Annotated in this window: 28 protein-coding genes; 6 read left to right on the top strand and 22 right to left on the bottom strand. The window is 70.4% G+C overall.

The annotated features are described in order from the left end of the window. Window position 1: 1 nt before the first annotated feature. Entirely contained in the window at window positions 2-493 is a 492-nt protein-coding gene (locus tag C472_RS04915) for a MaoC family dehydratase (RefSeq protein WP_006628699.1), read from the bottom strand. 168 nt (window positions 494-661) lie between these two features. On the opposite strand from C472_RS04915, the gene C472_RS04920 reads away from it, so the two are divergent. Beyond that, the gene (locus tag C472_RS04920) at window positions 662-1,540 is read left to right on the top strand and encodes an HpcH/HpaI aldolase/citrate lyase family protein (RefSeq protein ID WP_049906328.1); all 879 of its coding nucleotides are present in this window, start codon (window positions 662-664) and stop codon (window positions 1,538-1,540) included. 161 nt (window positions 1,541-1,701) lie between these two features. Continuing rightward, window positions 1,702-2,955 carry a Glu/Leu/Phe/Val family dehydrogenase gene (locus C472_RS04925; RefSeq protein WP_006628701.1) on the top strand — a complete coding sequence of 418 codons (1,254 nt, stop codon included), beginning with the start codon at window positions 1,702-1,704 and terminating at the stop codon, window positions 2,953-2,955. A 36-nt stretch (window positions 2,956-2,991) separates the two neighbouring features. Here the strand turns inward: C472_RS04925 and C472_RS04930 are convergent, their stop codons facing one another. The 5 genes from C472_RS04930 to C472_RS04950 form a co-directional block, all read right to left on the bottom strand. Further along, window positions 2,992-3,705 (bottom strand): diphthine--ammonia ligase, encoded by a 714-nt coding sequence (locus tag C472_RS04930; protein WP_006628702.1) that lies wholly within the window; start codon window positions 3,703-3,705, stop codon window positions 2,992-2,994. Window positions 3,706-3,815: 110 nt separating this feature from the next. Beyond that, window positions 3,816-4,385, bottom strand: a complete 570-nt coding sequence (locus C472_RS04935; RefSeq protein WP_006628703.1) for a DUF7110 family protein — start codon at window positions 4,383-4,385, stop codon at window positions 3,816-3,818. 165 nt (window positions 4,386-4,550) lie between these two features. Continuing rightward, complete coding sequence (locus tag C472_RS04940; RefSeq protein WP_006628704.1) at window positions 4,551-4,895, bottom strand: glutaredoxin family protein; 345 nt, start codon at window positions 4,893-4,895, stop codon at window positions 4,551-4,553. 267 nt (window positions 4,896-5,162) lie between these two features. Next, entirely contained in the window at window positions 5,163-5,798 is a 636-nt protein-coding gene (gene gfcR / locus C472_RS04945; protein ID WP_006628705.1) for a transcriptional regulator GfcR, read from the bottom strand. Next, entirely contained in the window at window positions 5,785-6,855 is a 1,071-nt protein-coding gene (locus C472_RS04950) for a glucose 1-dehydrogenase (protein ID WP_006628706.1), read from the bottom strand. Before C472_RS04950 ends, gfcR begins: the two co-directional genes overlap by 14 nt. Window positions 6,856-6,961: 106 nt before the next feature. Here C472_RS04950 and C472_RS04955 point away from each other — a divergent pair, with 106 nt between their 5' ends. From C472_RS04955 to C472_RS04965, 3 genes are all read left to right on the top strand, one after another. Further along, window positions 6,962-7,732: an NRDE family protein gene (locus C472_RS04955; protein ID WP_006628707.1), complete on the top strand. Its 771-nt coding sequence runs from the start codon at window positions 6,962-6,964 to the stop codon at window positions 7,730-7,732. Between the two features lie 92 nt (window positions 7,733-7,824). Further along, on the top strand, window positions 7,825-8,178 hold the full coding sequence (locus C472_RS04960; RefSeq protein WP_006628708.1) for a helix-turn-helix transcriptional regulator: 354 nt from the start codon (window positions 7,825-7,827) through the stop codon (window positions 8,176-8,178). 107 nt (window positions 8,179-8,285) lie between these two features. Beyond that, entirely contained in the window at window positions 8,286-8,639 is a 354-nt protein-coding gene (locus tag C472_RS04965; protein WP_006628709.1) for a hypothetical protein, read from the top strand. A gap of 39 nt (window positions 8,640-8,678) precedes the next feature. On the opposite strand, the gene C472_RS04970 is transcribed toward C472_RS04965, so the two are convergent. The 14 genes from C472_RS04970 to C472_RS05035 all read right to left on the bottom strand — a co-directional run bounded on the left by C472_RS04970 (window position 8,679) and on the right by C472_RS05035 (window position 22,501). Next, window positions 8,679-10,457 (bottom strand): Na(+)/H(+) antiporter subunit D, encoded by a 1,779-nt coding sequence (locus C472_RS04970; RefSeq protein WP_006628710.1) that lies wholly within the window; start codon window positions 10,455-10,457, stop codon window positions 8,679-8,681. Continuing rightward, window positions 10,454-12,616: a cation:proton antiporter gene (locus tag C472_RS04975; protein WP_006628711.1), complete on the bottom strand. Its 2,163-nt coding sequence runs from the start codon at window positions 12,614-12,616 to the stop codon at window positions 10,454-10,456. The genes C472_RS04970 and C472_RS04975 overlap by 4 nt, the downstream gene beginning before the upstream one ends. Continuing rightward, window positions 12,613-14,220 (bottom strand): proton-conducting transporter transmembrane domain-containing protein, encoded by a 1,608-nt coding sequence (locus C472_RS04980; RefSeq protein WP_049906335.1) that lies wholly within the window; start codon window positions 14,218-14,220, stop codon window positions 12,613-12,615. The genes C472_RS04975 and C472_RS04980 overlap by 4 nt, the downstream gene beginning before the upstream one ends. After that, window positions 14,213-14,722 (bottom strand): cation:proton antiporter subunit C, encoded by a 510-nt coding sequence (locus tag C472_RS04985; protein ID WP_006628713.1) that lies wholly within the window; start codon window positions 14,720-14,722, stop codon window positions 14,213-14,215. The genes C472_RS04980 and C472_RS04985 overlap by 8 nt, the downstream gene beginning before the upstream one ends. Beyond that, window positions 14,719-15,420: an MnhB domain-containing protein gene (locus C472_RS04990; RefSeq protein ID WP_006628714.1), complete on the bottom strand. Its 702-nt coding sequence runs from the start codon at window positions 15,418-15,420 to the stop codon at window positions 14,719-14,721. The genes C472_RS04985 and C472_RS04990 overlap by 4 nt, the downstream gene beginning before the upstream one ends. Then, window positions 15,417-16,040 (bottom strand): DUF4040 domain-containing protein, encoded by a 624-nt coding sequence (locus C472_RS04995; protein WP_006628715.1) that lies wholly within the window; start codon window positions 16,038-16,040, stop codon window positions 15,417-15,419. The genes C472_RS04990 and C472_RS04995 overlap by 4 nt, the downstream gene beginning before the upstream one ends. Next, window positions 16,037-16,369 carry a monovalent cation/H(+) antiporter subunit G gene (gene mnhG, locus C472_RS05000; RefSeq protein WP_006628716.1) on the bottom strand — a complete coding sequence of 111 codons (333 nt, stop codon included), beginning with the start codon at window positions 16,367-16,369 and terminating at the stop codon, window positions 16,037-16,039. The genes C472_RS04995 and mnhG overlap by 4 nt, the downstream gene beginning before the upstream one ends. Beyond that, window positions 16,366-16,671: a cation:proton antiporter gene (locus C472_RS05005; protein WP_006628717.1), complete on the bottom strand. Its 306-nt coding sequence runs from the start codon at window positions 16,669-16,671 to the stop codon at window positions 16,366-16,368. Before C472_RS05005 ends, mnhG begins: the two co-directional genes overlap by 4 nt. Continuing rightward, complete coding sequence (locus C472_RS05010; protein ID WP_006628718.1) at window positions 16,668-17,912, bottom strand: monovalent cation/H+ antiporter subunit E; 1,245 nt, start codon at window positions 17,910-17,912, stop codon at window positions 16,668-16,670. Before C472_RS05010 ends, C472_RS05005 begins: the two co-directional genes overlap by 4 nt. 146 nt (window positions 17,913-18,058) lie before the next feature. Next, the gene (gene coaBC, locus C472_RS05015; protein ID WP_006628719.1) at window positions 18,059-19,234 is read right to left on the bottom strand and encodes a bifunctional phosphopantothenoylcysteine decarboxylase/phosphopantothenate--cysteine ligase CoaBC; all 1,176 of its coding nucleotides are present in this window, start codon (window positions 19,232-19,234) and stop codon (window positions 18,059-18,061) included. Window positions 19,235-19,286: 52 nt separating this feature from the next. Then, window positions 19,287-19,799: a hypothetical protein gene (locus C472_RS05020; RefSeq protein WP_241432950.1), complete on the bottom strand. Its 513-nt coding sequence runs from the start codon at window positions 19,797-19,799 to the stop codon at window positions 19,287-19,289. A gap of 109 nt (window positions 19,800-19,908) precedes the next feature. Further along, window positions 19,909-21,060 (bottom strand): DUF63 family protein, encoded by a 1,152-nt coding sequence (locus C472_RS05025; RefSeq protein ID WP_006628721.1) that lies wholly within the window; start codon window positions 21,058-21,060, stop codon window positions 19,909-19,911. A gap of 121 nt (window positions 21,061-21,181) precedes the next feature. Next, window positions 21,182-21,631 carry an Lrp/AsnC family transcriptional regulator gene (locus tag C472_RS05030; RefSeq protein ID WP_006628722.1) on the bottom strand — a complete coding sequence of 150 codons (450 nt, stop codon included), beginning with the start codon at window positions 21,629-21,631 and terminating at the stop codon, window positions 21,182-21,184. 108 nt (window positions 21,632-21,739) lie between these two features. Continuing rightward, window positions 21,740-22,501, bottom strand: coding sequence for a 4-phosphopantoate--beta-alanine ligase (locus tag C472_RS05035; RefSeq protein ID WP_006628723.1), 762 nt, complete (start codon window positions 22,499-22,501; stop codon window positions 21,740-21,742). Window positions 22,502-22,635: 134 nt separating this feature from the next. Here C472_RS05035 and C472_RS05040 point away from each other — a divergent pair, with 134 nt between their 5' ends. Beyond that, a complete protein-coding gene (locus C472_RS05040; protein ID WP_006628724.1) occupies window positions 22,636-22,872 on the top strand; it encodes a hypothetical protein in 237 nt (78 codons plus the stop codon). A 109-nt stretch (window positions 22,873-22,981) separates the two neighbouring features. Here C472_RS05040 and C472_RS05045 read toward each other — a convergent pair whose 3' ends face one another. Together C472_RS05045 and C472_RS05050 are read right to left on the bottom strand one after the other, a co-directional pair. Further along, on the bottom strand, window positions 22,982-24,682 hold the full coding sequence (locus tag C472_RS05045) for an acyl-CoA mutase large subunit family protein (RefSeq protein ID WP_006628725.1): 1,701 nt from the start codon (window positions 24,680-24,682) through the stop codon (window positions 22,982-22,984). A gap of 151 nt (window positions 24,683-24,833) precedes the next feature. Next, entirely contained in the window at window positions 24,834-25,271 is a 438-nt protein-coding gene (locus C472_RS05050) for a universal stress protein (protein ID WP_006628726.1), read from the bottom strand. Window positions 25,272-25,293 lie beyond the last annotated feature (22 nt).

The following is a 25,293-nucleotide window of genomic DNA, read 5'->3' on the forward strand; positions in this document are numbered from 1 at the left end:
GTCAGTCGGTCGATCCGTCGGACACCTCGTCTCCTTCCGGTCGCTTCTCCGAGAGCACCGTCCGCTCGAACTCGCAGACGAGGACGTCGTCGTCGCCGTCGACGATCTTGAACGCCTCGACGCGCATGGTGACGACGCCGCGCTCGCCGTCGCTCGTCTCCCGCTTGTCGACGACGGTCGACCGCGCGCGGATCGTGTCGCCGTGGTACACCGGGTTCGGGTGTTCGACGCCGTCGTACGAGAGGTTCGCAACGATGGTCCCGTCGGTGGTCTCGGGGATGGAGACGCCGACCGCGAGCGACATGGTGTACAGCCCGTTCACGAGCCGTTCGCCGAACTGCGTCTCCGCGGCGAAGTCGGCGTCGAGGTGGAGCGGCTGCTGGTTCATCGTCATGTCGCAGAAGCGCTGGTTGTCGGCCTCGCTTATCGTCCGCCGCTTCGCGTGCTCTATCGTCTCGCCGACCGCGAACTCCTCGTAGTAGCGTCCGGTCATGCCCTCGGGGTCGACCGGCGACGTGAAATCGGTACCGCTCTCTGTCGAGGCGAGACCGACACGAGCGCGACGGCGGCGGTCGAGGCGGGTGACGCGAGCGCGACGAATCGCCCCCTCGATTGGGATTCGGCCGGCGGTTTTTAGCCGTCCGCCCGCGGACCACGGAGCATGCCACGCCGAAGCCTCCTGTTCTCCCCCGGCGACAGCCCTGACCTCATGCGGAAGGCCCCCGGGGCCGGGGCCGACGTGATCTGTTTCGACCTCGAAGACGCCGTCGCGCCCGCCCGGAAGGACGAGGCGAGGGCGGCGGTCGCCGACGTGCTCGCCGACCCCTCGTTCGACCCGGACGCGGAGGTGTGCGTCCGGCTGACCGCCGAGTCGCCCGCGGCCGACCTCGACGGCGTGTTGGGGGGCGGCGCGGGAGACGGAACTGCTGAGGCCGAAGCGGCCGAGGTCAGGCTCGACGCGGTGATGCTTCCGAAGGTCGAGTCCGCCGACCGCGTCGCGGCCGTCGCGGACCTCTGTGCCGATCGCGGGCGCGACCCCGCGGTGTTCGCGCTCGTCGAGACGGCGGCGGGGGTCCTCTCGGCGCGGTCGATCGCGGCCGCGGACGCGACCGACGCGCTCGCGTTCGGGGCCGAGGACCTCGCGGCCGACGTGGGCGCGACCCGGACCGACGAGGGGACGGAGGTGCTGTACGCGAGGGAACACGTCGTCCTCGCGGCGAGCGCGGCCGACATCGACGCCCTCGATACGGTGTACACGGACTTCTCGGACGACGGGGGGCTCCGCGAGGACGCGGCGTTCGCGCGGCGGCTGGGCTACGACGGGAAGCTCGCGATCCACCCGGCGCAGGTGGGACCGATCACGGAGGCGTTCACCCCGGACCCCGAGGACGTGGAGTGGGCGAGCGCCGTCCTCGACGCCCGCGACGAAGCGGACGCGGAGGGGCGAGCCGTCTTCGAGGTCGACGGCGAGATGGTCGACGCGCCGCTGATCGCGCAGGCGGAGCGGATCCTCGATCGAGCGCCCGACGGCGACCGCTGACGCCGGTCGTCCGGTTGACGGTCGCTGACGCCGGTCGTCCGGTTGACGGTCGCTGACGCCGGTCGTCGAGTCGACGGGCATCGACATTGAGCGTCGGGTCGGCGCGGCCGGCGGACCCCCGTGGTCGTCACAATTAACCACCGGCGCGGAGACGTGAACGTATGAGTTCGGAGGCTAACCCGTTCGAGAGTCTGCGAGAGCAGGTGGACGACGCGGCGGCGGTCCTCGAGACCGATCCGGGCGTCATCGAGCGCCTGAAGAACCCGGAGCGGGTGTTGGAGACGAACCTGACGTTCGAGCGCGACGACGGCTCGCTGGAGACCGTCCGCGCGTACCGCTCGCAGTTCAACGGCGACCGCGGTCCGTACAAGGGCGGGATCCGCTACCACCCGGGGGTCACCCGCGACGAGGTGAAGGCGCTGTCCGGCTGGATGGCGTACAAGTGCGCCGTCGTCGACGTTCCGTACGGCGGCGGCAAGGGGGGGATCGCGATCGATCCGGCCGACTACTCCGCCGACGAGTTAGAGCGGATCACCCGCGCGTTCGCGACCGAGCTGCGCCCGCTGATCGGCGAGGACCGCGACATCCCCGCACCGGACGTCAACACCGGTCAACGGGAGATGAACTGGATCAAAGACACCTACGAGACGCTGGAGAACACCACCGCGCCCGGGGTCATCACGGGGAAGGCGATCGACTCCGGCGGCAGCGAGGGGCGCGTCGAGGCGACCGGTCGCTCGGTGGCGCTGTCCGCGCGCGAGGCGTTCGACTGGCTCGGCCGCGACCTGTCGGGCGCGACGGTGGCGGTTCAGGGGTACGGAAACGCCGGCTCCGTCGCCGCGGCGCTGCTCGACGACCTCGGCGCTGACGTGGTCGCGGCCTCCGACTCCTCGGGCGGAATCCACGCCGCAGACGGGTTCGACCCGCGCGAGGTGAAAGCGCACAAGTCCGAGACCGGATCGGTCACCGGCTACTCCGGTACCGACGCGATTTCGAACGACGAACTGCTCACGCTCGACGTCGACTGCCTCGTCCCGGCCGCGCTGGAGAACGCCGTCAACGGCGACCTCGCGGCCGACGTGCGCGCGGACCTGATCGTCGAGGCGGCGAACGGGCCGCTCACGCCCGACGCCGACGACGTGTTGGCCGACCGCGGCGTCCACGTCGTCCCCGACATCCTCGCGAACGCGGGCGGCGTCACCGTCTCCTACTTCGAGTGGGTCCAGAACCGACAGCGATTCGGCTGGACCGAGGAGCGCGTCAACGAGGAACTGGAGCGCGTCATCACGGACGCGTTCGACACGCTCGTCGAGACGTACGAGTCGAACGAGGTCCCCAACCTCCGCACCGCGGCGTACGTCGTCGGCATCGGCCGGATCGTGAACGCGTACGATCAGGCCGGGAACTGGCCGTGAAGAAGAGGTAACGAACCGACTTAGCCGCGTTCGGAGCTACTCCAGCCGCGCGTCTCGGATTTCGACGTGCCCGCGGTCGCCCTCCCAGACCGCGTCGTAGGTCAGGTCGATGCGGCGGTCCATGTGCGGGCCGTCGACGACGTACGTCTCGAACTCGCCGCCCTCGCCGAGCGGGTGGACGCCGTACTCCTCGCGGAGCGCGAGCAGGTCGTCGAGCGCGTCGGCGTCGTACCGGCGTCCGAGCCACGACTCGTCGAGGCCGTACGCCGCCACCTGGACGATCCGGATCTCGAAGCCGGCGTCGAACATCGCCTCGGCGAGTTCGACCGGGTCCCGCTGCCACAGCGGCGCGAACAGGTCGATCCCCAGCCGGTCGCACATCGCCTGAATCCGGCTCGTCTGGAATTCGCTCTCGACCGCGCCCGCGGTGACGCCCGCGAGGTCGACGTCCCTTCCGGCGGCGATCTCCCGGAGCGCCGCCTCCATCGGCTCCAGTTCGGCGTCCCCCTGCGCGCCCGCGTCGTCGACATCGCCCGCGCCGAAATCGTCCGGCGACACCTCGACGAGGTCGATCCCGACGCTCTCGGCGGCGAGCGCGGCGAGCTCCGTCGCCGGCGTGTGGTACATGTACGAGTCGCCTGCGGGGTGGACGGTCAGCAGTCGCGAGACGTCGAGTCCCTCCTCCAAGGCGCGGTACAGCGCCCACGAGGAGTCCTTGCCGCCGGAAAAGAGGCTCACCCAGTCGGTCATGACTGTGGGAGGGAGACGCACCGATAAAGGGTCGACGGTCGGACGCCGTTCGAGCGTCGGTGGGGCGGCACGGCGGGGCGGACGTCCCGGTGTGCGCCGAGTGCGCCGTTTCAGTCCGAGATGAACTCGTTGTCGCGCCAGTTGACGCCGCCGTCGCCCTCGCCGGCACCCTGCGGGCTCTCGACGACCTCGATGCTCGCGGGACGCCGCTCGCCCTCGACGATTCGGGTCGCCTCGAGCTCGTCGTCCTCCTCGGTGATCGCCGTCAGCGTGCCCTTCTCGGAGAGCGTCGCGATCTCACGGAGCACCAGGAACATCGGGTACTGGAGCGCAGAGTTCTGGAGGACGGTCTCGCGGTCGCCCTTGAAGCAGGCGAACTCGACCAGCTCGGAGGGGATCTCCTCCTCCTCGTCGTCCATCCACTGCGGGCCACCGGCGCGCGGCGGCTCCTCCTCCCACACGCGCGTCTCCGTGACGGACGCCTTCAGCTGTGCGGTCGGGGTGTACTTGCTGATCGACTCGTCGTCGGACAGGGCCTTGATGATGAGTGTGTTGTTTCGACGCGTGATGTCGATGTCGTCGATCTCCGGCGGCAGGTCGGGATCTTCGTCGAAGTACGTCTCTACGTCTTCGAGTGGCAGTTCGAGCGTCGAATGAAGTCGGAACACGCGGCCTGTCATTGTTTGTGGGATGCGGTGGGGTCGAACCGGTGGTCGGGACGGCAGCGGCAACGGCTGCTTCTGTCGTATATAGGCACCGTGGGTTTATATGGCCTGCCCTTCCAAACCCAAAGATCGGCGAACGGTCCGGAACCGGCGGCGCGCGGCCCCGTGCCGGAGGGGGCCTCAGTCGGCACCCAGCTCGGCCGCGAGCTCGCCGCGCTCGTCGAGTTCCGCGAGCACGTCGCTCCCGCCGACGAACTCGCCGTCGACGAACGTCTGTGGGATCGTCTCCCAGCCGCTGTGCGACTCCAGCGCCTCGCGGTACTGCGGCAGCGCGGGCAGCACGTCGACCGTCTCGAACTCCTCGACGTGCTGGCCGATCAGTTCGACGGCGCGCTTCGAATAGCCGCACTGGGGCATCAGGCGGTTCCCCTTCATGAACAGCACCACGTCGTTGTCGGCGATGACCGTCTCGACGCGCTCGTCGATCTCTTCGGGATCGGCGTCTGTTTCGGGACTGAACGTCATACAGACGCGTACGCGCCGCCGAGGCAAATGGGTTCCGCACCGAACGTGTTCGGTTCGAAAGCGACGGTCGGATCTCACGCAGCGACTGCCCCTTCTGGCCCCGCCCGCCCCGCACAGCAACCGCACTTCGCGCTTCCCCACCCCCGTCGCTGGCGCGTGCTACTCGGCCCCGAGGCGACCTCGTAGGCACGCGCCACCGGACGAGGGAGAAAACCGGAAGCGGAGAGAACGGAAATGCGCGGGCCCCGCGGGGTCGCTCGCCTTGCGTTACTCCTCGCGGTCGACGCGGACCACGTCGACGAGCGAGTAGACGGGCACGCCGTCGATCTCGTCGTACCCCCTCTTGTCGACCAACACGACGCAGGCGACGGGTTCGCCTCCCTGTTCCCGGATCGCGTCGATCGACTCCCGCATCGTCGTCCCCGAGGTGATGATGTCGTCGACGACGTAGCAGTCGCGGTCGCGGATGGCCGCGAAGTTCCGCGAGAAGCCGCCCCCCTGCTCGTCGATGTCGCCCTCGTCCCACTGGTGTTTCGCGGGCGCGTACGTGCCGAGGTCGGTGTCGAGCCGGTCCGCGACCGCGGTCGCGAGCGGCGCGCCGGCCTTCTCGATCCCGACGGTGAGGTCGACCTCCTCGCCCTGCTTTGCCAGGAGGTCGGCCATCGCGCTCGCCGCGTAGCCGAGCCGCGTGGAGTCGCGGCCGAGCGCCGACCAGTCGACGTGGATGTCGGCGGACGCGGTCGTCTCGTCCACCGACTCGGCGGCGTCGGCCCCGCCACCGCGCTCGACCAACCAACTGGCCGTCTCCCGGGAGACGTTCAGTTCGTCCGCGATCTCGCCCTTCGAGAGGCCGTGTTCCGCCAGCTCGGCGGCGCTGTCTATCAGGTCGTCAACGTTCTTCATATGCCCCGAATTCGACCGCCGTTTTAATAGTCGTGTCGTCATCCGCGAACGCGGCCTCGAAGTCGTCGAGCCCGTGGACGCCCGTGACCAGATCGTCCAAGAACGACTCCGAGAACCGCGAAAGCGACTCGATCGCCGACTCGAAGTGCCCGTAGCCCGAGTTGACGCTGCCGACGAGCGCCTTGTTGTGGAGGACGAACTCGCGGTGGAGCCGGCCGCCGTCGATCTCGAACTCCCAGTCGCCGGGGACGCCGAGGAGCGCGCCGACGCCGTTCGGCGCGAGCGCCTCGATCGTCTCGAAGGCGTGAGGCGCGTGGCCGGTCGCCTCGAAGACGAGGTCCATCGGCTCGTGCGCGTCGGGCACCTCGGGGATCGGCGTCTCGTTGGAGTTGACGTACGTCGCCCCGAGCGACTCGATAACCTCGACCGTCGGGTCGGGGCGCTCGCGCCGCCCGAGACAGTATATCCGGTCGAACGACTCGTCGAGGGCCGCGACCGTCAACAACCCGAGCGACCCGTTCCCGAGGACGAGCGCCGACTCGGGGTCCCAGTGGAACGCCGATCGGCTGGCGTAGGCGTGTTCGAATGCCTTCTCCGCGATCGATATCGGCTCGACGAGGAAGCCCCACTCGGCGAGTTCGGGCGGGATCTCGACGAGGAACTCGGCCGGGCTGGTGAAGTACTCCGACATGAACCCGTGCGCGCCGACGATGCCGCGCTCGTGGTACTCGCCCTCGGGAGCCATGTCCGGCTCGCCGCGAGCGAAGTACTCGTTGGCACCGTTGGGCGGCCGCCGCACCGTCGGGACGACGACGTCGCCGACCTCGAACGGCGTGTCGTTCGGGTCCTCGATCACGCCGACGGCCTCGTGGCCCAAGACGAGGTGGTCCTCGCCCGCGGGGGTACCCCCGTGTCCGCCGGCGATGACCTCGTGGTCGGTCCCGTCGACGCCGACTCGGAGGGTCCGAACCAGCGCCTCGCCGGGCGCGGGGGCCGGTCGCGGCTTCTCGGTCACGACCGGTTCGTCGGCTCCCTCGTAGACGGCAATCGCGTTCATGAATCGACTCAGGAGGTCAGCCACCAAAAGATTTCTTTTATTGTGAGTAAACGACAGCGCCCGATCCCCCGTGGCGTTTTCATGCTGGTCGCGCGTATCGGACGCCGTGTGCACCCTGACCCTCGCGTGGCGGACGTTCGGTGACGCGCCCGTCGCGCTCGCGGCGACCCGCGACGAGGCGCTCGACCGTCCCAGCGAACCGCCCGCCCTCCGGGACGAGGACATCCGGTACGTGGCCCCGCGCGACGCCGAGGCCGGCGGCACGTGGATCGGCGTCGCCGAGGGCGGACTCGCCGTCGCCGTCACGAACCGGTGGCTCGACGCCGACCGCGATGGCGACCGCTCCCGCGGGCTGCTCGTCCGCGACTGCCTGACGGCCGACTCCGCCGAGGAGGCGGTGCGAACGGTCGAGGACGACGTCGACGAGCGCGCGTACGACGGGTTCAACCTCGTCCTCGCGGACGACCGGGCGGCGTTCCTGCTGACGTACGACGGCCGCCTCGTCGTCACCCGACTCGACCCCGGCGTCCACGTCGTGGGCAACGTCGGCGGCGTGGTGAACGGCGCGGAGCGGTTCGCGGTCCCCGAGCGGCGACGGGAGTTCGGCGAGGAGCGCGCCGACAGCGCGAGACGTATCGCGGCCGCGCTCGTCCCCGACCCCGGCGAGTCCGGGGCGTCGTGGCTCGACCGCGCGAGCGAGATCCTCGCGGACCACGAGTACGACGCCTGCCTCCACGGCGACGACTTCGGCACGCGGTCGTTCACCAGCATCCGAACCGGCGACGATTTCGAGGTCGCGTACGCCGACGGGCCGCCCTGTGAGACGCCGGCCGAGCCGGTGTCGCTGCCGGCCGACTTCGCGCTCGCCGACGGGTGAGGCCGGGCGCGAACCGGAGCGGGGCGGCGCGGCGAGATCGAAGGCTCCGTACGGAAAGCCAGTTTTAAGCGATTCGGGAGGCGTGTGAAACCATGAGCGCGTCCGAAATCGAGTCCGACCTGTCGGCGGACGAGCGCGCCGGCCTCGAACTCATCCGCGAGACCGGCGGGATCCACCAAAGCGACTTCTGGAAGGAGCTGGACGTCTCCTCGCGGAAGGGGAGCCGCATCGCGGAGAGCTTAGAGGAGGCCGGCGTCATCCGGCGCGAGGACACCGTCTACGAGGGGCACAACACCTACTATCTGGAGCCGGCCCCACGAGATCTCGACTTCTCGCTTCTGATGGCCGGAGACATGCTCTCACCGTTCATCGGCGAGGAGGAGGTCGACGCGCAGGCCGACGCCTTCTCCCAGTGGATGATGAACCTCGCGTACGAGGAGCACTGACGCCGCCGGCGTCCGCTCTTCGAGCGCTCCCTCACCGCACGGACCCCTCCGCGAACGTTCCCTCGCCGACGCCGGGTTTTTTCCGACCGGCGTCGAACCGGACGGCCGTGAAACGCGCCCTCCTCGTCGCGGCCGGCGTCGGCCTCCTCGTCGCGGCCGGCGTTCATCGCCTCGTCTCGTCCGTTCCGGTGTCGGCCGGCACAGCCGCAATCTACGCCGGAGTGACGTACTTCTACGTCGCGTTCGACCTCTCGCTGCTCGCGGAAGCGCCGCGGTTCGACGACCGAGTCGATCGATTGGGGTATGGGATCGGTCTGTTCGGCGTGTCCACGAGTCCGCTGCTGTTCGCGCACTACACCGGGGGCGGTGACGGCTCAGTCCTCGGATTCACCGTCGCGTTCGTCGGGACCGTGGCGTTCCTCACGCTCAGCGAGCAGGCCAGACGCGTCGACGACGACTGAAAACGAGTGGCCGCCCGCGACGGGACCGGCCGCCCCCCGTCAGGCCAGCAGGAACGCGAACAGCGCGATCCCGGCCGCGAGCGTGAGGAACAGGACGCTCCGGCCGATCCCGGCCCGGATCTCGACGTCCACCCCGGCGCGGGAGAGCACCTCCCGCGGGTCGGAGGCGGTCCGCATGGCCGCGCCGGCGACCGCCATCGTCGCGCGGTCGACGGCGGCCCACAGCTCCGTGACGCCCCACACGGAGCCGCGGCCGAGGTAGAACGCCGCCGGGAAGAGGACGGCGTCGACGTCGGGCATCCGGTGGGCGAGCCAGCCGAGCGGCCGCTTCAGCGAGAAGAAGCCGACGAAGCCGGCGACGAGCAGCGCGGCGCTCTCGGTCAGGTGGCTCTGGCTGTACGGCTTGAAGTAGACTTCCTTGCTGAGGATCAGGTCGGTGAACGGCATCACCTCGATGAGTTGGGTGTAGAACACGCCGAAGAAGACGCACGCCCCCGCCGCCAACACCATCCCGCCGGTCTGGAACGGGGTGGCGTCGTCCGGCGACAGCGTCGCCGAGCCGTGGAAGAACACGTAGTAGCCGAGCTTGATGAACGACATGAACGTCCCCACGCCGCCGAGGATGAGCAGCCACCAGAGCAGGCCCTCGCCGAACAGCAGCTCGAAGTTGTGGACCTCGTGGGCGGAGTCGATCACCATCCCCTTCGAGATGAACCCGTTGAACCCGGGCACCGCGGTAATGGAGGCCGCGCCGACGAGGTACACGAGGAAGGTGACGGGCATCACGCGCCAGAGCCCGCCCATGTCGCGGATGTCCTCGACGCCGGTCCGGTAGATCACGACCCCGACGGCCATGAACAGCAGGCTCTTGTAGAGGACGTTGTTGAACAGGTGCGCGAACCCGCCGACCACGGCGAACTCGCCCACGTACGTCGCCAGCCCGAACCCGGCGAGCATGTAGCCGAGCTGCGCCTGGATGTGGTACGACAGCAGCCGGCGCGGGTCGTACTGGAGCAGCGCGAAGAACGCGCCGTAGACGGCCATGAACCCGCCGAGGTACGCGAGCCACATGCCACCCTCCGGGAACGCGCGGTACATCACGTACGCGGCGGTCTTCGTCGTGAACACCGAGAGGAACACCGACGCCGCGACGTGGGGGCGCGGGTAGGTGTCGGGCAGCCAGCTGTGGAGGAAGACGAACCCGCAGTTGACGCCGATACCGACCGCCGCGAGCAGCGTGGCGGCCGGGTCGATCCCCGTCGTCTCCGAGAACAGGAACGTCCCCGCGTTCGCGAAGTGGACGACGACCGCCGCGAGCAGGATCGTCCCGCCGGTCCCGTGGAACAGCGCGTAGCGGTAGCCGGCCCGCACCGCCTCGCCGCCGTGCTGCCAGACGAGCAGCGTCGAGGTGACGGCGGTCAGCTCCCAGAAGAAGACCAGGGTGAGCCAGTCGCCGGCGTAGATGGTCCCGAGGGTCGTGGCGACGTACAGCATCGCGAACGCGGTCATCCACGTCGGGGCCTCGCTGCCGTAGGCGTACAGCACCGCGGCGGTCGCGAGGAACCCGACGACGACCCCCATCAGAAGCGAGAACTGGTCGACGTTGAAGAACACCACGTCGAATCCGAGGAACTGCGTCGCGAGGTGCGCGCCCGTCCCGCCGTCGCCGAGCAACACGGCCTGCGCGAAGGTGAACGCCGTCGCGAGCGCGGCGACCGCGTGCCCCGAGCGCCGCGGGAGCGCCAGCACCGCGAGCGCCGCGAACGCGATCAGGACGTACGGCGGAATCGAGGCGAGGAGGCCGGTCGGCACGCTCATGGCCGCATCACCTCCTCGGGGAGCCGCGTGTCGACGATGAGTTCGATCAGCTCCAGGAAGCCCATGTCGTGTGGGATCACGCCGAGCAGCACGGCGAGGCTCATCACGGTGAGGATCGGGCCGAGCGTGAACCACGTCGACTCGCGCCCGCGGAGGGCGTCGAGACCGGCGAGGTGCTCCCACCCGCCGGCCGGCGGCCCGCCGTGGTGATGGTCGTGGCCGTCGCCCGCGTCGTGGGCATCGCTGTGAGCGTCGCCGGTCTCGTCGCCGTGAGCGTCGTCAGTTTCGTCGCCGTGGTCGCCACCGGTCCGACCGGTCGAGTCGACCTCGGCGGTGTCGGCGTCGGCCGACGGCTTCGCAGACGCGTCCGCGCGCCCGGGACCGAACGGCACGTCTGCGTCGGAGGGGCGCTGGTCGACGGCGTAATCTCCCGTGTCGACCCGCTCGGCCGGCTCCGAGAAGTCGCGCTCGCTCGTGTCGAAGTCCGGCCTGACGACGCCGTCCTCGTCGGTCGGGAGGTCGTCGAGGTCGGCGTCGGGGACCTCGGACTCGTCGACGCCGTCCGCGGCGTCGGGCGAGGAGTCGCCCCCGTCGCCCGCGTCCGCGACGATATCGTCGACGTCGTCGTCGGACTCGCCGGGCTCGTCGTCACCCGCCCGGCCGCCGTCCGTCGCGACGTCGTCGGCTGCGCCGCGACCGTCCGTCGCCGCGACGATCGACCGCGACTCGCCACCGAGCGGGAAGTCGACGAGCGGCTTCGCGTCGTGGGCGTCCTCCGCCTCGAAGAAGGCGGTGTAGATCACCGGCCAGAAGTACGCGATGTTCAACACCCCGGAGAGCAGCAGCGCCCCCACGAGGTAGTACGCGACGGGGGTGAGCTGTGCGCCCATCCGGACCCCGCCGATCAGCATGTAGTACTTACTGACGAACCCGGCGAGCAGCGGGATCCCCGCCATCCCCAGCGAGGCGACGGTGAACGCCCCCATCGTGAGCGGCATCCGCTTGCCGATCCCCGCCATCTGCGAGATGTAGTCGGTGTGGGTCTCGACGTGGATGTTGCCCGCACAGAAGAACAGGGTGAGCTTCATGAACGCGTGCGCCGGGATGTGCAGGAGCGCCCCGACCAGCCCGTACCAGCCGAACAGGCCGAGCCCGAGGATGATGTAGCTCAGCTGGCTGATCGTCGAGTAGGCGAGCCGGCGCTTCAGGTGGTCCTTGCGTAAGGCGATGAGCGAGGCCGCGGTGAGCGTGACCGCCCCGATCGTCGAGAGCACGAGTCCGGCGGTGAAGCCGAACGGCAGCGAGAGGTCGAAGACGAGCTCGGGGCCGAACACGTCGAGGACGACCCGGGAGACGCCGAACGCGCCGGACTTGACGACCGCGACCGCGTGGAGCAGGCCGGAGACCGGCGTCGGCGCGACCATCGCCTCTGGGAGCCACTGGTGGAGCGGCATGATCCCGGCCTTGACGCCGAAGCCGACGGCGAGTAGGAAGAAGGCGAGCATCGCCAGCCCGGGGTCGGCGTTCGCGAGTTCGGCGATGCCGCCGGGCGTGAACGCGACCGATCCCGCGAGCAGGTAGACGAGGGCGGTCCCGGCGAGCACGAGCACGCCGCCGCCGAACATCGTGTACGCGAGGTACTTGCGGCCGGCCGAGCGCGCCTCGGCCGTCTCGTCGTGCGCGACGAGCGGGTACGTCGCGATCGACAGCAGCTCGTAGAAGACGAAGATCGTCACGAGGTTGCCCGCGAACGCGATCCCCATCGTCGTCGACAGGGACACCGCGAACGCGGCGAAATAGCGGGTCTGGTTCGGCTCGTCGAGCCCGCGCATGTAGCCGATGCTGTAGAAGGAGGTGACGATCCACAGCCCGCTCGCGAGGAACGCGAACAGCATGCCGAGCGCGTCCGCCCGCAGGACGAACTCGATCGGGGTCCCGATCCCGGGCAGGAACGCTCCGAGAGAGTACTCGAAGGTCTGCCCGTCGAGGACCGCCGGGAGCATCGACGCGACGATCCCGAACTTCACGAGCGACGCGACGAGCGTCCACCCCTCGCGGACGTTCGGAGAGCGGTACGACGCGACGATGAGGATCGCCGCGACGAACGAGACGAGAACCGCCAGTAGGGGTCGTGGGTCCTGTAGTACGACGTCAGTCATGCGAAGGCCTCCGTGAGGAAGGGGTCGAACCACTCCGCGAGCGCGAAGCCGCCGAAGCCGAGCGCGACCGCCGCGACCGCCGCGAGGGCGAGCGCGATCAGCGACGCCGTCGGCACCCGGTCGGGGACGAGCGACGAGCGCGGCGCGCCGGCGACGGGCGCGGGGAGGCCGCTCGCGGTCCGGGCGGGCGACTCCCCGCCGTCGGTCGCGGCCGCGTCCGCGGGGGCGTCACCGTCGTCCGCGTCGCCGTGGTCGCCCGGGAGTCCGGCACCGGCGAAGTAGAACCGCTCTATCATGCGCGCGACGTACGACAGCGTGAACAGCGTGCTGACGAATATCGCCGCCGCGACCGCGATCCCGACCGCGCCGCCGCCGGCGAGGCCGGCGTCGACCGCCCCGACGCCGATGTACCACTTGCCGAGGAAGCCGATCGAGGGCGGGATCCCGACGAGGACCAGCCCGAGGACCGCGAGCGCGCCCGACGTGTACGGGGCCGCGCGGGCCGCGCTCGCGAGGTTCTCGATCCGCCGGGTCCCGTAGCCGAGCGCGAGCAGTCCGATACCTAAGAACAGGCCGAACTTCACCAGCCCGTGGCCGATCAGGTGGACGATCCCGCCGAGCAGCGCCGTCTCGTTCGCGAGCGCGACCGCCGCGCCGATCATGCCGAACTGCGCGACGGAGGAGTACGCGAACATCCGCTTGAGGTTCGACTGCGTCGCGGCGAGCGCCGAGCCGGCGACGATAGAGACGGTCGAGACGACGAGCAGCGCCGTCGCGATCCCCTCGTTGGCCGCGAGGAAGTCGACCGTGAACACGGTGTAGGTCACGCGGATCAGCGCGTACGCGCTCGTCGTCGAGACCAGCGCCGCGACGACCGTGGTGACCGAGTCGGGCGCGCGCTGGTAGGCGTCCGGCTGCCAGGAGTGGACCGGGAATAAGGCGATCTTCAGCGCGAGCCCGGTCACGATGAACGCGTAGCCCGCGCGGACGAGCGGGTCGCCGTAGCCGGCCTGCGCGACGATCTGGGCCTGAACGTCGAGCATGTTCAGCGTCCCCGTCGCGAGGAAGACGTAGCCGACGCCGAGCAGGTACAGCGACGCGCCGACGGTCCCGACGACGAGGTACTTCAGCGAGGCGTACGCGCTCGCGCCGGAGCGGTCCGAGGCGATGAGCGCGTACGTCGTCAGCCCGGTGATCTCCAGGAAGACGAACAGGTTGAACAGGTCGCCGGTGAGGACCATGCCGACCAGCCCGCCGACCAGCAGGAGGTACGCGCTGTAGAAGGGGTTCTCGTGCGGGCCGGCGACCCGCGCGAACGCGAGCGTCGCGACCGACACAGCCGCCACGAGCAGCAGCACCGCCACCGACAGCCGGTCGGCGACGAGTTCGATCCCGATCGGTGGGAGGAAGCCACCCAGCGCGTGGCTGAACGGACCGTTTATCACCGTTTCCGCGGCGATCGCGGCCGCGATCCCGGCCGTGACGATCGTTCCGACCGCCGCGACGGGCCACCCGATCCGGTCGTACCGCAGTCCGAGCGCCAGCGGCAGCGTCGCCGCGACGATGGGGGCGACGACCGCGAGCGGCAGGAGCACGTCAGTCATCGCCGTCACCCCCGGTCGCGTCCCCCGTCTCGCCGGGAGCGAGCGCCGACGCCGACGCGCTCGGCGTCTCGGAGCCGGCGTCGCCCGCCCCCGCCGAGGGGATCGACCCCTCGTCGCGGAGCAGTTGGCGGAGGGTGTCGGTCCGCAGCGTGCCGTACTCGTCGTATATCCGGATACACAGCGCGAGCGCGACCGCGGTGAGGCTCACGCCCACGACGATGGCGGTGAGCACGAGGACGTGCGGGAGCGGGCTGACGTACAGGCCGCCCTCTGGACCGCCGGTCGGAACGATCGGGATCGCCCCGCCGTCGACGTACGCCGAGGCGATGAAAAGCAGGAAGATCGCCGTCTGGAACAGGTTGAGTCCGATGATCTTCTTCACGAGGTTGGGGTTGGCAATCATCATATAGAGTCCGATACAGAGCAGCAGCGCGAACGCGACGTACGCGTGTCTCGTCGCGAGTATCTCGACGGCACCGCCGGCCGCGGCGAGCGCGATCATCGCCGCTCACCCCCGTCGGTCGCGGCCGTCCCCGGCGCACCGGCGTCGGCCGATCCGGCCTCGTCGGTCGGGTCGTCCTCGCCGGTCGGGCCGTCCTCGCCGGTCGGGTCGTCGGTCGAGTCCTGGTCCGGGTCGTCGGTGCCGGGACCGCCGGTCTCGTCGGCGAACGCGTCGGCGTCAGCGAATCCGCCGGCGTCGCTGAAGCCGTTCGCGAGGACGAAGAACAGCCCCATGAGCACGCCGGCGACGATGGTCCCGATCCCGAGGATCTCGACGCCTTCCATCCCGTACTTGACCGGGTCGGGGATCGGGAGCAGCTCGTACTGGAGGAACGCGCCGCCGAGCGCCACCGGGACCAGTCCGATCCCGGCGAACACGAGCGCGCCGCCGACCGCCAGCCCGACGACCACCGTGTTCGCGAGCCACTGGCGGGTGGCCTCGATGCCGAACGCGAACGCGATCATGAACACGACCGCGGCGACGATCGCGCCGCCTTGGAACCCGCCGCCCGGCGAGCTGCCGCCGTGGAAGGTGACGAACAGCCCGTAGGTGAACGCGAACGGCGCGACGATCTTCACCGTCGGCATGATGACCTGGCTCTCCGTGTACGGCGTGCCCTGCCGACGGTCCGAGTCGAGACGACCGCCGGTGCGCGGCGGCCGGTCGCGGTCGAACCCGTCGTCGTCGGAACCGCTCATGCGAACACCTCCCGACGGAGGACGATGAGGGCGGCGATCCCCGCCGCGAAGACGACGACCGCCTCGCCGAAGGTGTCGAACCCGCGGAACGCCGCCAGCACGGCCATCACCGCGTTCTCGACGTGGGTCTCGGCGTACGTCTCCGCGATGTACCACTGCGTCACGTCCGGGTTCGACCAGATGGGCGCGTCCCGGGAGCCGACCGCCGGGATGTCGCCCATCGTGAGCAGCAGCCCGCCGAACAGCAGCCCGACCGCCCCCGCCGCGGGGAGGTTCACCGACTCGAAGGCGGCCTCGTGCTGGCGTCGGGTCGTCTTCGCAAGCGTGAGCAGCAGCAGCACCGTGGTCACCCCGGCGGAGATGGCGGCCTCGGTCATCGCCACGTCCGGGGCGCGGTAGAACGTGTACAGCGCTGCCATCCCGAGGCTGTACGCCCCGAAGATGATCACCGCTGCGAGCACGTCGCGCGCCAAGGCGGTGAACAGCGCGGTCAGCACCACGAAGACGAACAGGCTCGCCTCGATGGCGGTCACCTGCGCGACGGGCGGAGCCGGGAGCCCCGCGGCGGACGAACCGATCGACGCGAGCGCCGTCGCGCCGGCTGCGAGCGTCCCCGTCATCGGCGGTCGTCCCCCTCCGTCCACGGCACGATTCCCTCCTCGAAGGCGGCCCGAGCGATCGCGTGGGCCGCGGTCGGGTTCGTCAGGAAGATGAAGAACAGCAGGAGGACGGACTTGAACCCGGCCCCCGCCAGCCCGACGGTGAGCGCGACCGCCGCGAGGCCGAATCCGGCCCCCAGCGTGTCGGCCTGCGAGGCGGTGTGCGCCCGCGAGTAGACGTCCGGCAGCCGGAGGACGCCAGTCATCGAGACGAGCGTGAAGAACAGCCCGAACAGCGTGAGCGCGACGACGAGCCAGACCCGGGCTGTCTCCAGTGCGGCGGCGCTCACAGCACACCACCCCGCTCGACGGTGAACTTCGAGATGGCGATGGCCATCAGGAAGTTCAACAGCGCGTACACCAAGGCGATGTCGAGAAACGTCGGCTCGTCGAGCGCCGCGCCCAGGATCGCGAGGATCACGACGGTGTTCGTCCCGAAGACGTTCACCGCCAGCACGCGGTCTTGCATCGTCGGGCCGACGACCGCGCGGTAGAGCATCCCCACGGCGAGGACGGCGAAGCCGGCGGCCGCGACGAGGAGGAAGTCGCCGAGGGTGTAGCCGGCCGCGAGCGTGGCGTCCGCGAGGCTCATCGGTCGGTCACCTCCTCCGGGTCGGCCGTCGGATCCGCCCCTTCCGCCGTCACGTCACCGCCGTCGGCGGCGGCGATCGGAAGCTCCTCGGTCGCGTCGTCCCCCTGGAGGATCGCGACGTCGTCGCGCTCGCGGGGGGTCGGCAGGCGCGCCGAGCGGCGGCCGTAGTAGACGAACCGCGTCCACCGTTCCAGCGAGCCGTCGAACAGCCCCTCGCGGGCCCACGGGACGAGCGAGTGGACGTAGAGGTCGCTGTCGCGGGCGCGAACCGTCAGCGTCCCGGGCGTCAGCGTGATCGAGTTCGCGAGCGTCATCAGCGGGAGGCCGCTCCCGACGATCACGCGCATCCGGTTCATCGTCGGCTCGATCGGGAGCCGCGGGTCGAGGATGACCCGGGCGACGACGAGGTTCGCCTTCAGGATCTCGAAGAGCAGCACGGGGACGTACACCAGCCCGCGGAGAATTCGCATCGGTGTCCGCGGGATCGCCGGGTCCGAGTCGAGGCTCACTCGCGAGAGGGTGATCGACACGATCGCGGCCGTCGCGACCCCCGTCACCGCGTCGAACCAGTACGTCGGGTCGCCCAACAGGAGGTAGAAGCCGAGCGAGAGCCCGAATAGCGCCACGAGCCGTCCGGTGGTCGCCTCGGTCCGGAATCGCTCACGGCGCGTCGGGCGGTCAACCGGCGCGGTCTCGACCGACAGCGACGTGTTCGAGAGCGCGAACTCCAGCGGCTGGAGCAGCGTCGTGTTCCCGACCGGCGTGTACTCGGGGTCGAGCACGACGCGGTCGGCCCGGTTGGCCTCGGCGTACTCCGCGAGGACGCGGACGTAGTCGTCGGCACCGAACAGGTAGTCGTCCGCGCCGATCACCGCCGTGACGACCTCGACGTCCGCGGCACCGGGGGCCTCCGAGTCGTCGAGGTCCGCCGCCGTCCACGCCGCGGCGCGTTCGAGCACGCGCTCGGCCGCGGCGGCGCGCTCGTCGCTCTCGGGGTCGCCGTTCCGCCACGAGGCGATCTCGACGAGGTGGATCGCCGGCGCGCCGCCGGTTGCCGCGGCCTCCGCGACGTGCGCGATCGTCGAGCGAAGCGTGGAGGTCGGCTCGACCGGAACGATGACCGAACCGGCCGCCGCCGGTCCGCCCGCGGCGTCGGCGTCCGCCGCCGCGGTCGAACCGACCGAGTCGGCCGAGCCGTCGCCGGGATCGCCGGCGTCGGACGGGGAGTCGGCGTCAGCCACCCACCACACCTCCCACGGAGCCGTGCGTGACCGTCTCGTTACACATGGATATCTCTATCCGTGTGGTTACTCCACCGCCTCAAAACAGTTTGTATCCGCGGGGAGCCTGCCGGGGGCGGGCGATGCGACTCCCGGGAGCGGCCCCGTCAGACGGACGCCGACGCGTCGAGCGTCGCCGCGAGGCGGTCCGCGATCCGGCCTGCGACGGCGTCCTTCGCGCCGGCGACCTCCTCCGGGTCGGTCCCCGGTTCGCCGACGAGCAGCACGCGCGTCTCGTCGCCGCCCATCACGCTCGCGTCGTTGGCGACGACGAACGACAGCCCGACGCGGTCGCGGATCCGCTCGGCCTCGGCGACCATCGCCGCGTCGTCGCCGGAGGTCTCGGCCTTGAACCCGACGATGGGGAGGTCGGGATACGCCTCCCGGACCGAGTCGATCAGCTTCGGCGTCGGCTCCAGTTCGACCGACAGCGGCGAGCCGGACCGGATCTTCTGGTCGACCGCGTCGGCAGTGAAATCCGAGATGGCGGCCGCCGAGATCAGCGCGTCCGCGGTCGCCGCCGAGCGGCGACACGCCGCCATCATCTCGTCGGCGGTCTCGACCGAGACCACGTCGGCGTACGGGACCTCGGGCCCGTCCTGAACGAGCGTCACCCGCGCGCCGCGGGCGTAGAGCGCTCTGGCGACCGCCCGGCCGGTCTTCCCCGACGCCCGGTTCGTCAGAATTCGGATCGGGTCGATCCGCTCTTTCGTCGCCCCGGCGGTGACGACGACGTGCGCCCCGGCGAGCGACCGCGGCGTCGTCGCGCGGGCGACCTCCGTCACGATGTCGTCCTCGGTCGCGATCTTCGCTTTCCCCTCCTCGACCCGCGGGTCCGCGAAGCGGACCCCCCACGACTCCAGTCGGTCGAGCGCGTCGAGGACGCCCGGGTGGTCGTACATCGGCTCGTGCATCGCGGGGGCCATCACGACCGGCACGTCCGCGCCGAGCGCGGTCGTCGCGCAGGTGGTGACGGGGGTGTCGTCGACTGCGGCGGCGACCTTTCCGGCGGTGTTCGCGGTCGCCGGCGCGAGGAGGAGCACGTCGGCCCACCCCTCGCGGCCGCACAGCTCGACGTGCTCGACGTCGCCCGTGATCTCGGTGACGACCGGCTCGTCCGTCGCGAAGTCGACCGCCCACGGGTGGACGATGTTCGTCGCCGCCGGGGACATGACGGCGCGGACGCGAGCGCCCCGCCGGCGCAGTTCGTGGGCGAGTTCGACGACCTTCACCGCCGCGATGCTCCCGGAGACGCCCAGCGCGACGTTGACCCCATCCAGCATTACCGAGACCGTTCCGCCCCCGACGGCTTATAAGATGTCGTTGCGGTCGCGCTCAGGAGCCGTTCGGCTGCCCGCCGTCCTGCGGCGCGGGGAAGTCGTCCGCGGACAGCAGCCCGCTCACCGGATCTGCCTCCAGCGCGTCGAGCACCGCCGCGGCCGGCCCGCTGACCAACACGAGACCCGCCCGCTCGTTCGCCTCGTCTATCCCGAACCCGTCGACGTCGGCCGCGTACGACCCCAGATCGTCGACCGCGGCCGAGACGATCTCGCGTTGCGCGTCGAGCAGTTCCGCCCGCGCGTCCTCCTGCGAGAGGTTCCCCTCCTGAACGCGCGTTCGGATGTCCTCTTGGGCGGTCTGAATCTCGTCTTGGACGTCGAGCGCGACCGTCGCGCTGGCGTCCTCGCCGGACCCGCTCCCGTCGCCGCCATCGGTTCCGTCGTTTCCGTCGTCGGTCTGTCCCGCCGCGTCGCCGTCCGACCCGCCGAGGTCGCCGCAGCCGGCGAGACCGAGCGTCGATCCCGTCGCCGCCGCCGCCAGCACGCGCCGTCGCGGTGTGTCTGTCACGTCCGCGCTCGGCGCTCGGCCCACTTGTCTGTTCCGTACGAGCGCCCTGGAGGGAGGCACCCGGTCGAACGTCCCTCAGTCGAGCGCCGCGGGCCCGGCCCCGACCCGCTCAGACGCCGAACGTCGCGCGGAGCATGTCGCGGGTCCCCGGACCGAGACCGACCGCGAGGACGGTGATCAGGAGGAGTAGGGTGTACCGCGGCGACTCGTCGTACATCTCGCCGTTGAAGATCCAGACGACGAACGTCGCGGCCGCCAGCTTCACGAGGAGGAACGGCCACGCGTCGCCGGTGACGGAGACGATCGATCCCGGTAGCAGTCGCCCGGTCCAGTCGACGATCAGGGCGTTGACGACGTGTTTCGGGACGAGGTTCGCGGTGCCGGTCAGCGCGGGCATCCAGTTGAGCCCGATCACGTTGGCGACGCCGTCGATCGCGTGACCCCAGATGATCACGATCCCGGCGGCCCCCGTCCCCTGCCGGATCGTCGGAATCCGTCGGGTCGCCAGCGCCCACGTGCCCGCGGTCGCGGCCGTCGCGATGGCCAGCGTCGGCACGAGCACCTGCGGGTAGAACGTCACGTACCCGGTCGTCGCCGCGAGGTACGAGAGGTAGCCGACCGCGAGCGCGAGTCCGGCCGCCCCCGACGCGAACAGCGGCCGCGCGTAGTCGTCGACGACGCCGCGGCGTTCGAGCGCGTACGCCGCGATCACGCAGGCGAGCGTGAAGGCGAACACCGTGAAGTAGATGAACGGGCTGATCAGCAGCGCGCTCGCCGGGAACGAGATCAGCGGCTCGACGCCGGCGGCGGTCGCGGCGACGCCCGCGTCCTCCACCGTCCGCATCGCCCCGCCGAACAGCATGAACGGGAACAGCGCGTAGAAGAACCGCAGTTCGGTCGCGATGTCGAGCCGCCGGAGGAGGAAGACGACGCCGATCAGCATCGCCAACAGGATCACCACGTAGCTCACCGTCGAGAACGTGGTGTATCCGGGGGTCGCGACGACCTCACCGGCGCTGACGGCCGACTGGCACGCCGCCTCGCTGCCGATCAGTTCCGTTGTCCCGCCCGCGCTGCGGACCGCGCACTGCGCGCCCTCGCCGTCCGCGACGACCGGCCCCCAGAAGTAGCGCCAGAGGAACCGGTCGTAGACGACGCGCGGGGAGACGACCGAACCGACGACCAGGAGCGCCGTCACCCCGCCGACGACGGCGGCCCAGGCCTGCTCCGGCGTGAGGTCGAACCGGTCCGCTGTGCTCATGGTCACCGTTCGGGGAGGTCCCGAGTTGAGCGTTCCGGTCGCGGGCGAGCGGCGGCCTCCCGTCGGTCGCCGTACTCCCCGCGACGACATTCCACGGCGGCGCTCCCTACAGCGGCGGTCCCTACAGCGGCGGTCCGGGCTGCTCGTAGTCGGTGCCTAAGACGACCATCGTCTGCGAGCGCGAGAACCCCTCGGTCTCCGCGATCCGCTCGAACATCAGCTCTCGCAGCCGGTCGGTGTCCACCGCGACGACCCGGAGGATCACGTCCCACTCGCCGGTGGTGAGGTGGATCTCGCGGACCCCGTCGATGCCGCGGAGCCGTTCGAGCGCGTCCTCCTCGCGGCCCTGCTCGACCCGCAGGCCGACGAACGCGCCGACCCCGTACCCGACCGCCTTCGGGTCGATATCCGCGTGGTACCCCCGGATGACGCCCGCCTCCTCGAGGCGGCTGACCCGGTCGTGGACGGTGGCGCTGGACATGTCGATCCGACGCGCGACCTCCGAGAACGGGGTCCGCGCGTCCTCCTGTAAGATCCGCAGGATCGCCCGGTCCGTCTCGTCGAGTTCCATACCGCCCGATACGGGCGGCGAGGGCTTTTGCCTTCCGCTGTAGTAAACGACGGTTCGCGGTCGCCGAGAGGACAGAGCGAACCGCTTCCGGGCGGGAGCCGCGACGGGTTACTCGTCGGGGCTCGCGAAGGAGCCCTCGCGGATCGCCGCCTCGGCCGCGTCGAGCGCGGCGTCGGCGTCGAACGCGTCGACGATCGCTTCGAGTTCGTCCGGCGGCGCGCCCGCGAGGTCCCGCGCGTGCGTCGTCACGTTCGGCACTGCGCGCAGCAGGTTATCGAGTATCGGCACGTCCGCGGTCCGCGGCGACCGGCTCCCGGGGTTGAGGTCGACCACGATCTCCGTCTTCCCCATCGCGTCGAGTGCGGCGGCTCGGTCGCCGTCCTCCAAGGGGACCACGACGACGTCGGCCGCCTCGATCCCGTCGGCGTCGACGACGCCGCGCGCGTGGTCGAGCCCGGGGATCTCGCCGTCGCCGGCGAGCCCCTTCACCTCGCTCGCGCCGTGGTCGCGGAGGTGGTCCGCGATCCGCCGGACGCGCTCGTCGGTGTGGTTGAACAGGTTCACCTCGAGGTCCGCGTCGACCGCCGCCGCGAGTTCGACCGTCTCGCTCGGCGCGAGCGCCGCGACGTTGCCGTTCACGGAGATCACGGGTCGCTCGGCGAGGAGGAGGGTCGCCGCCGCGGCGCGGGCGGCCGCGTCGGCGCTCGGGAGCGTGCGCTCGCCGAGGAGGTAGTCGAACGCCTCGCCGCGCCCCTGCGCGATCAGTCCCTGTTTCGAGGTGATCCCCTGCTCGACGCCCGCCTCGATCCGGTGACGCGTCACGAGGGACGCGTAGCGCGGGTGGTCCTCGGGGATCTCCGTCTCGTCCATACCCGCGGTACTCGACGGGTCGGGTAAAAGGGCGCGTTCCCGGGCGCGCCGTCCCGAGCCGCGAGCGCCGCGGCCGACGGGAAAGGTATCGACATAATAGTTAACTTTCGCCGACACGTATTTTCGGTCGAGTCATGGACCGCACAGGCACGTACACCGTCGTGAAACCGTGTAACGACCACGGAACGACGACCCTCCGCGAACACCCGCGCAACGGGACGGTTCACGTCGTCGAGTACGACGACCCGGAGGTCGAGGACGCGCTCAGCGAACTCGACACCGGGTCGGTGGTCCGCGTCGAACTCCGACGCGCCGGTCGGCGGGGGAACGCGTGGCGTGCCGAGTCCGCGCAGCCGGTCGAAGTGGCCTGACCCCCGCCGCTCCCCGTCGCCGTCGGCCCGGCCCTCGCGCGACGCCCCTTTGCCGGTCGTACCGCGACATCCTTCACACGAACGTCACGCGACGCCCTCTTCCCGGCCGTCACGCGACGCCGATCCGCTCGCGGTAGGTGCCGTACTCCGCCTCGAACACGGCCATGACCTCCCCCATCGTCGCGTATTCCTTCACGGCCGCGACGACGGCTGGCATGACGTTCTCGCCGGCGTCGACCGCGTCGCGGAGGTCGTCCAAGGCGGCCGCGACCGCGTCGTCGTCGCGGTCGGCCTTCACCGACTCCAGCCGGTCGAGCTGTCTGTCGCGGGTCGTCTCGTCGATCTTCAGGAGATCCGGCCGGGTGTCCTCGTCGATCTCGTAGGCGTTGACGCCGACGACCGTCTCCTCGCCCTCGTCGACGCGCTCCTGGTACTCGTAGGCCGACTCCTGGATCTCGCGGTGGAAGTACCCCTGCTCGATGCCGTGAAGGACCCCGTCGCGGACGGAGCCGTCGCCCATCTCTCGGATCTCCTCGATGTACGCCATCGCCTCCGCCTCCGTCTCGTCGGTGAGCGACTCGACCGCGAAGGAGCCGCCGAGCGGGTCGACGATGTCGGCCGCGCCGGACTCCTCGGCGATGATCTGCTGGGTCCGCAGCGCGACCCGGACCGCCTGCTCCGAGGGGAGCGCGAGCGCCTCGTCGAAGGAGTTGGTGTGGAGGCTCTGGGTGCCGCCCAGCACGCCGGCCAGCGCCTGTATCGTGACGCGCGCGACGTTGTTGAGCGGCTGCTGGGCCGTCAGCGACTGGCCCGCGGTCTGGGTGTGGAACTTCAGCTGCTTCGACGCGTCGGCCTCCGCGTCGTACCACTCGTCCATGACCCGGGCGTAGATCCGGCGGGCGGCGCGGAACTTCGCCACCTCCTCGAACAGCGAGTTGTGCGAGTTGAAGAAAAAGGAGAGCTGCGGGGCGAACTCGTCGACGTCCAGCCCGCGGTCGAGGCAGTCCTCGACGTAGGCGAACCCGTCGGCGAGGGTGAAGGCGAGCTCCTGGACCGCCGTCGACCCCGCCTCGCGGATGTGGTAGCCCGACACCGAGATGGGCTTGAACGAGGGGGTCTCGTCGACCGCGAACTCGATCGTGTCCGTCACGAGATCGAGGGACGGCTCCGGCGGGATCACCCACTCCTTCTGCGCGATGAACTCCTTGAGCATGTCGTTCTGGAGGGTCCCGCGGAGCTCCTCGCGCGGAATCCCGCGCTCGTCGGCGAGCGCGACGTACATCGCGTAGATCACCGGCGCGCTCGGGTTGATCGTGAAGGAGGTGGACACCTCGGTCAGGTCGATCCCGTCGAACAGGATCTCCATGTCGCGCAGCGTGTCGACCGCGACGCCCTCCTTGCCGACCTCGCCGAGCGACATCTCGTCGTCCGAGTCGATCCCCATCAGCGAGGGCATGTCGAAGGCGGTCGAGAGCCCGGTCTGCCCCTCGTCGATCAGGTAGCGGAACCGTTCGTTCGTCTCCTCGGCGGTGCCGAACCCCGCGAACTGCCGCATCGTCCACGTCCGTCCGCGGTACATCGTCGGGTACACCCCGCGGGTGTACGGCTCCTCGCCGGGGAAGCCGAGGTCGGCGTCGTAGTCGAGGTCGGCCACGTCCTCGGGGGTGTAGACCCGCTCGACCTCGCGGTTCGAGACGGTCGCGAAGCGCTCCTTCCGCTCCCCGTGGCGGTCGAGCGTCGGGTCGAGCGTCTCAGCCTCCCACGACTCCTTGGCCTCGCGGATCGCGGCGAGGTCGTCGTCGTCGTACATGACTCACGGTAGCCGCCCGCGATCTATAAAGATTGATTATGAACGTTGCGGTCGCACCGAAGATTGCGTAGCCGCCGTCTCGGGCGGAGGCGGGCGTTCTCCCGTCAAATCGAGGACGCGGTCGCGGAGACCGCGGCCGGAGACCGACCGGTCAGTCGTCCGACTCCGCGCGGGGGAGCGCGACGACGGGGACGGGAGCATCGGTCACGAGCTTCACCGACAGGTCGCCCGAGAGGAACCGCGCGATCCGGTTCCCGCCGCGCGGGCGGTAGGCGATGGCCGTCGCGTCGACGGCGTCGACGGCGTCGAATATCTCGTCGGCGACGTCGCGGCCGTACGCCGTGTGTTCCTCCGCGTCCGGGAACACCGTGCGAACCGCCGCGTACGACTCGGCCGCGAGCTCCTCGGACTGTTCGACGGGCGTCTTGTCCGGGACGCCGCCGCCCTTCTCGACGACGTGGAGCGCCGTCACGCGGTCGGGGTCGTACGGTTCGAGCGCCCGCGCGGTCGCCAGCGCGTCGTCCTCGTTGGCGACCGGCAGGAGGGCGTGGCCGAGCAGGTCCGCGGGTCCGGCGTCGGGTGAACTCATACGGCGACGTTCGACGCCGCGG

The organism is Halorubrum tebenquichense DSM 14210 (assembly GCF_000337415.1).
Lineage (GTDB): Archaea > Halobacteriota > Halobacteria > Halobacteriales > Haloferacaceae > Halorubrum > Halorubrum tebenquichense.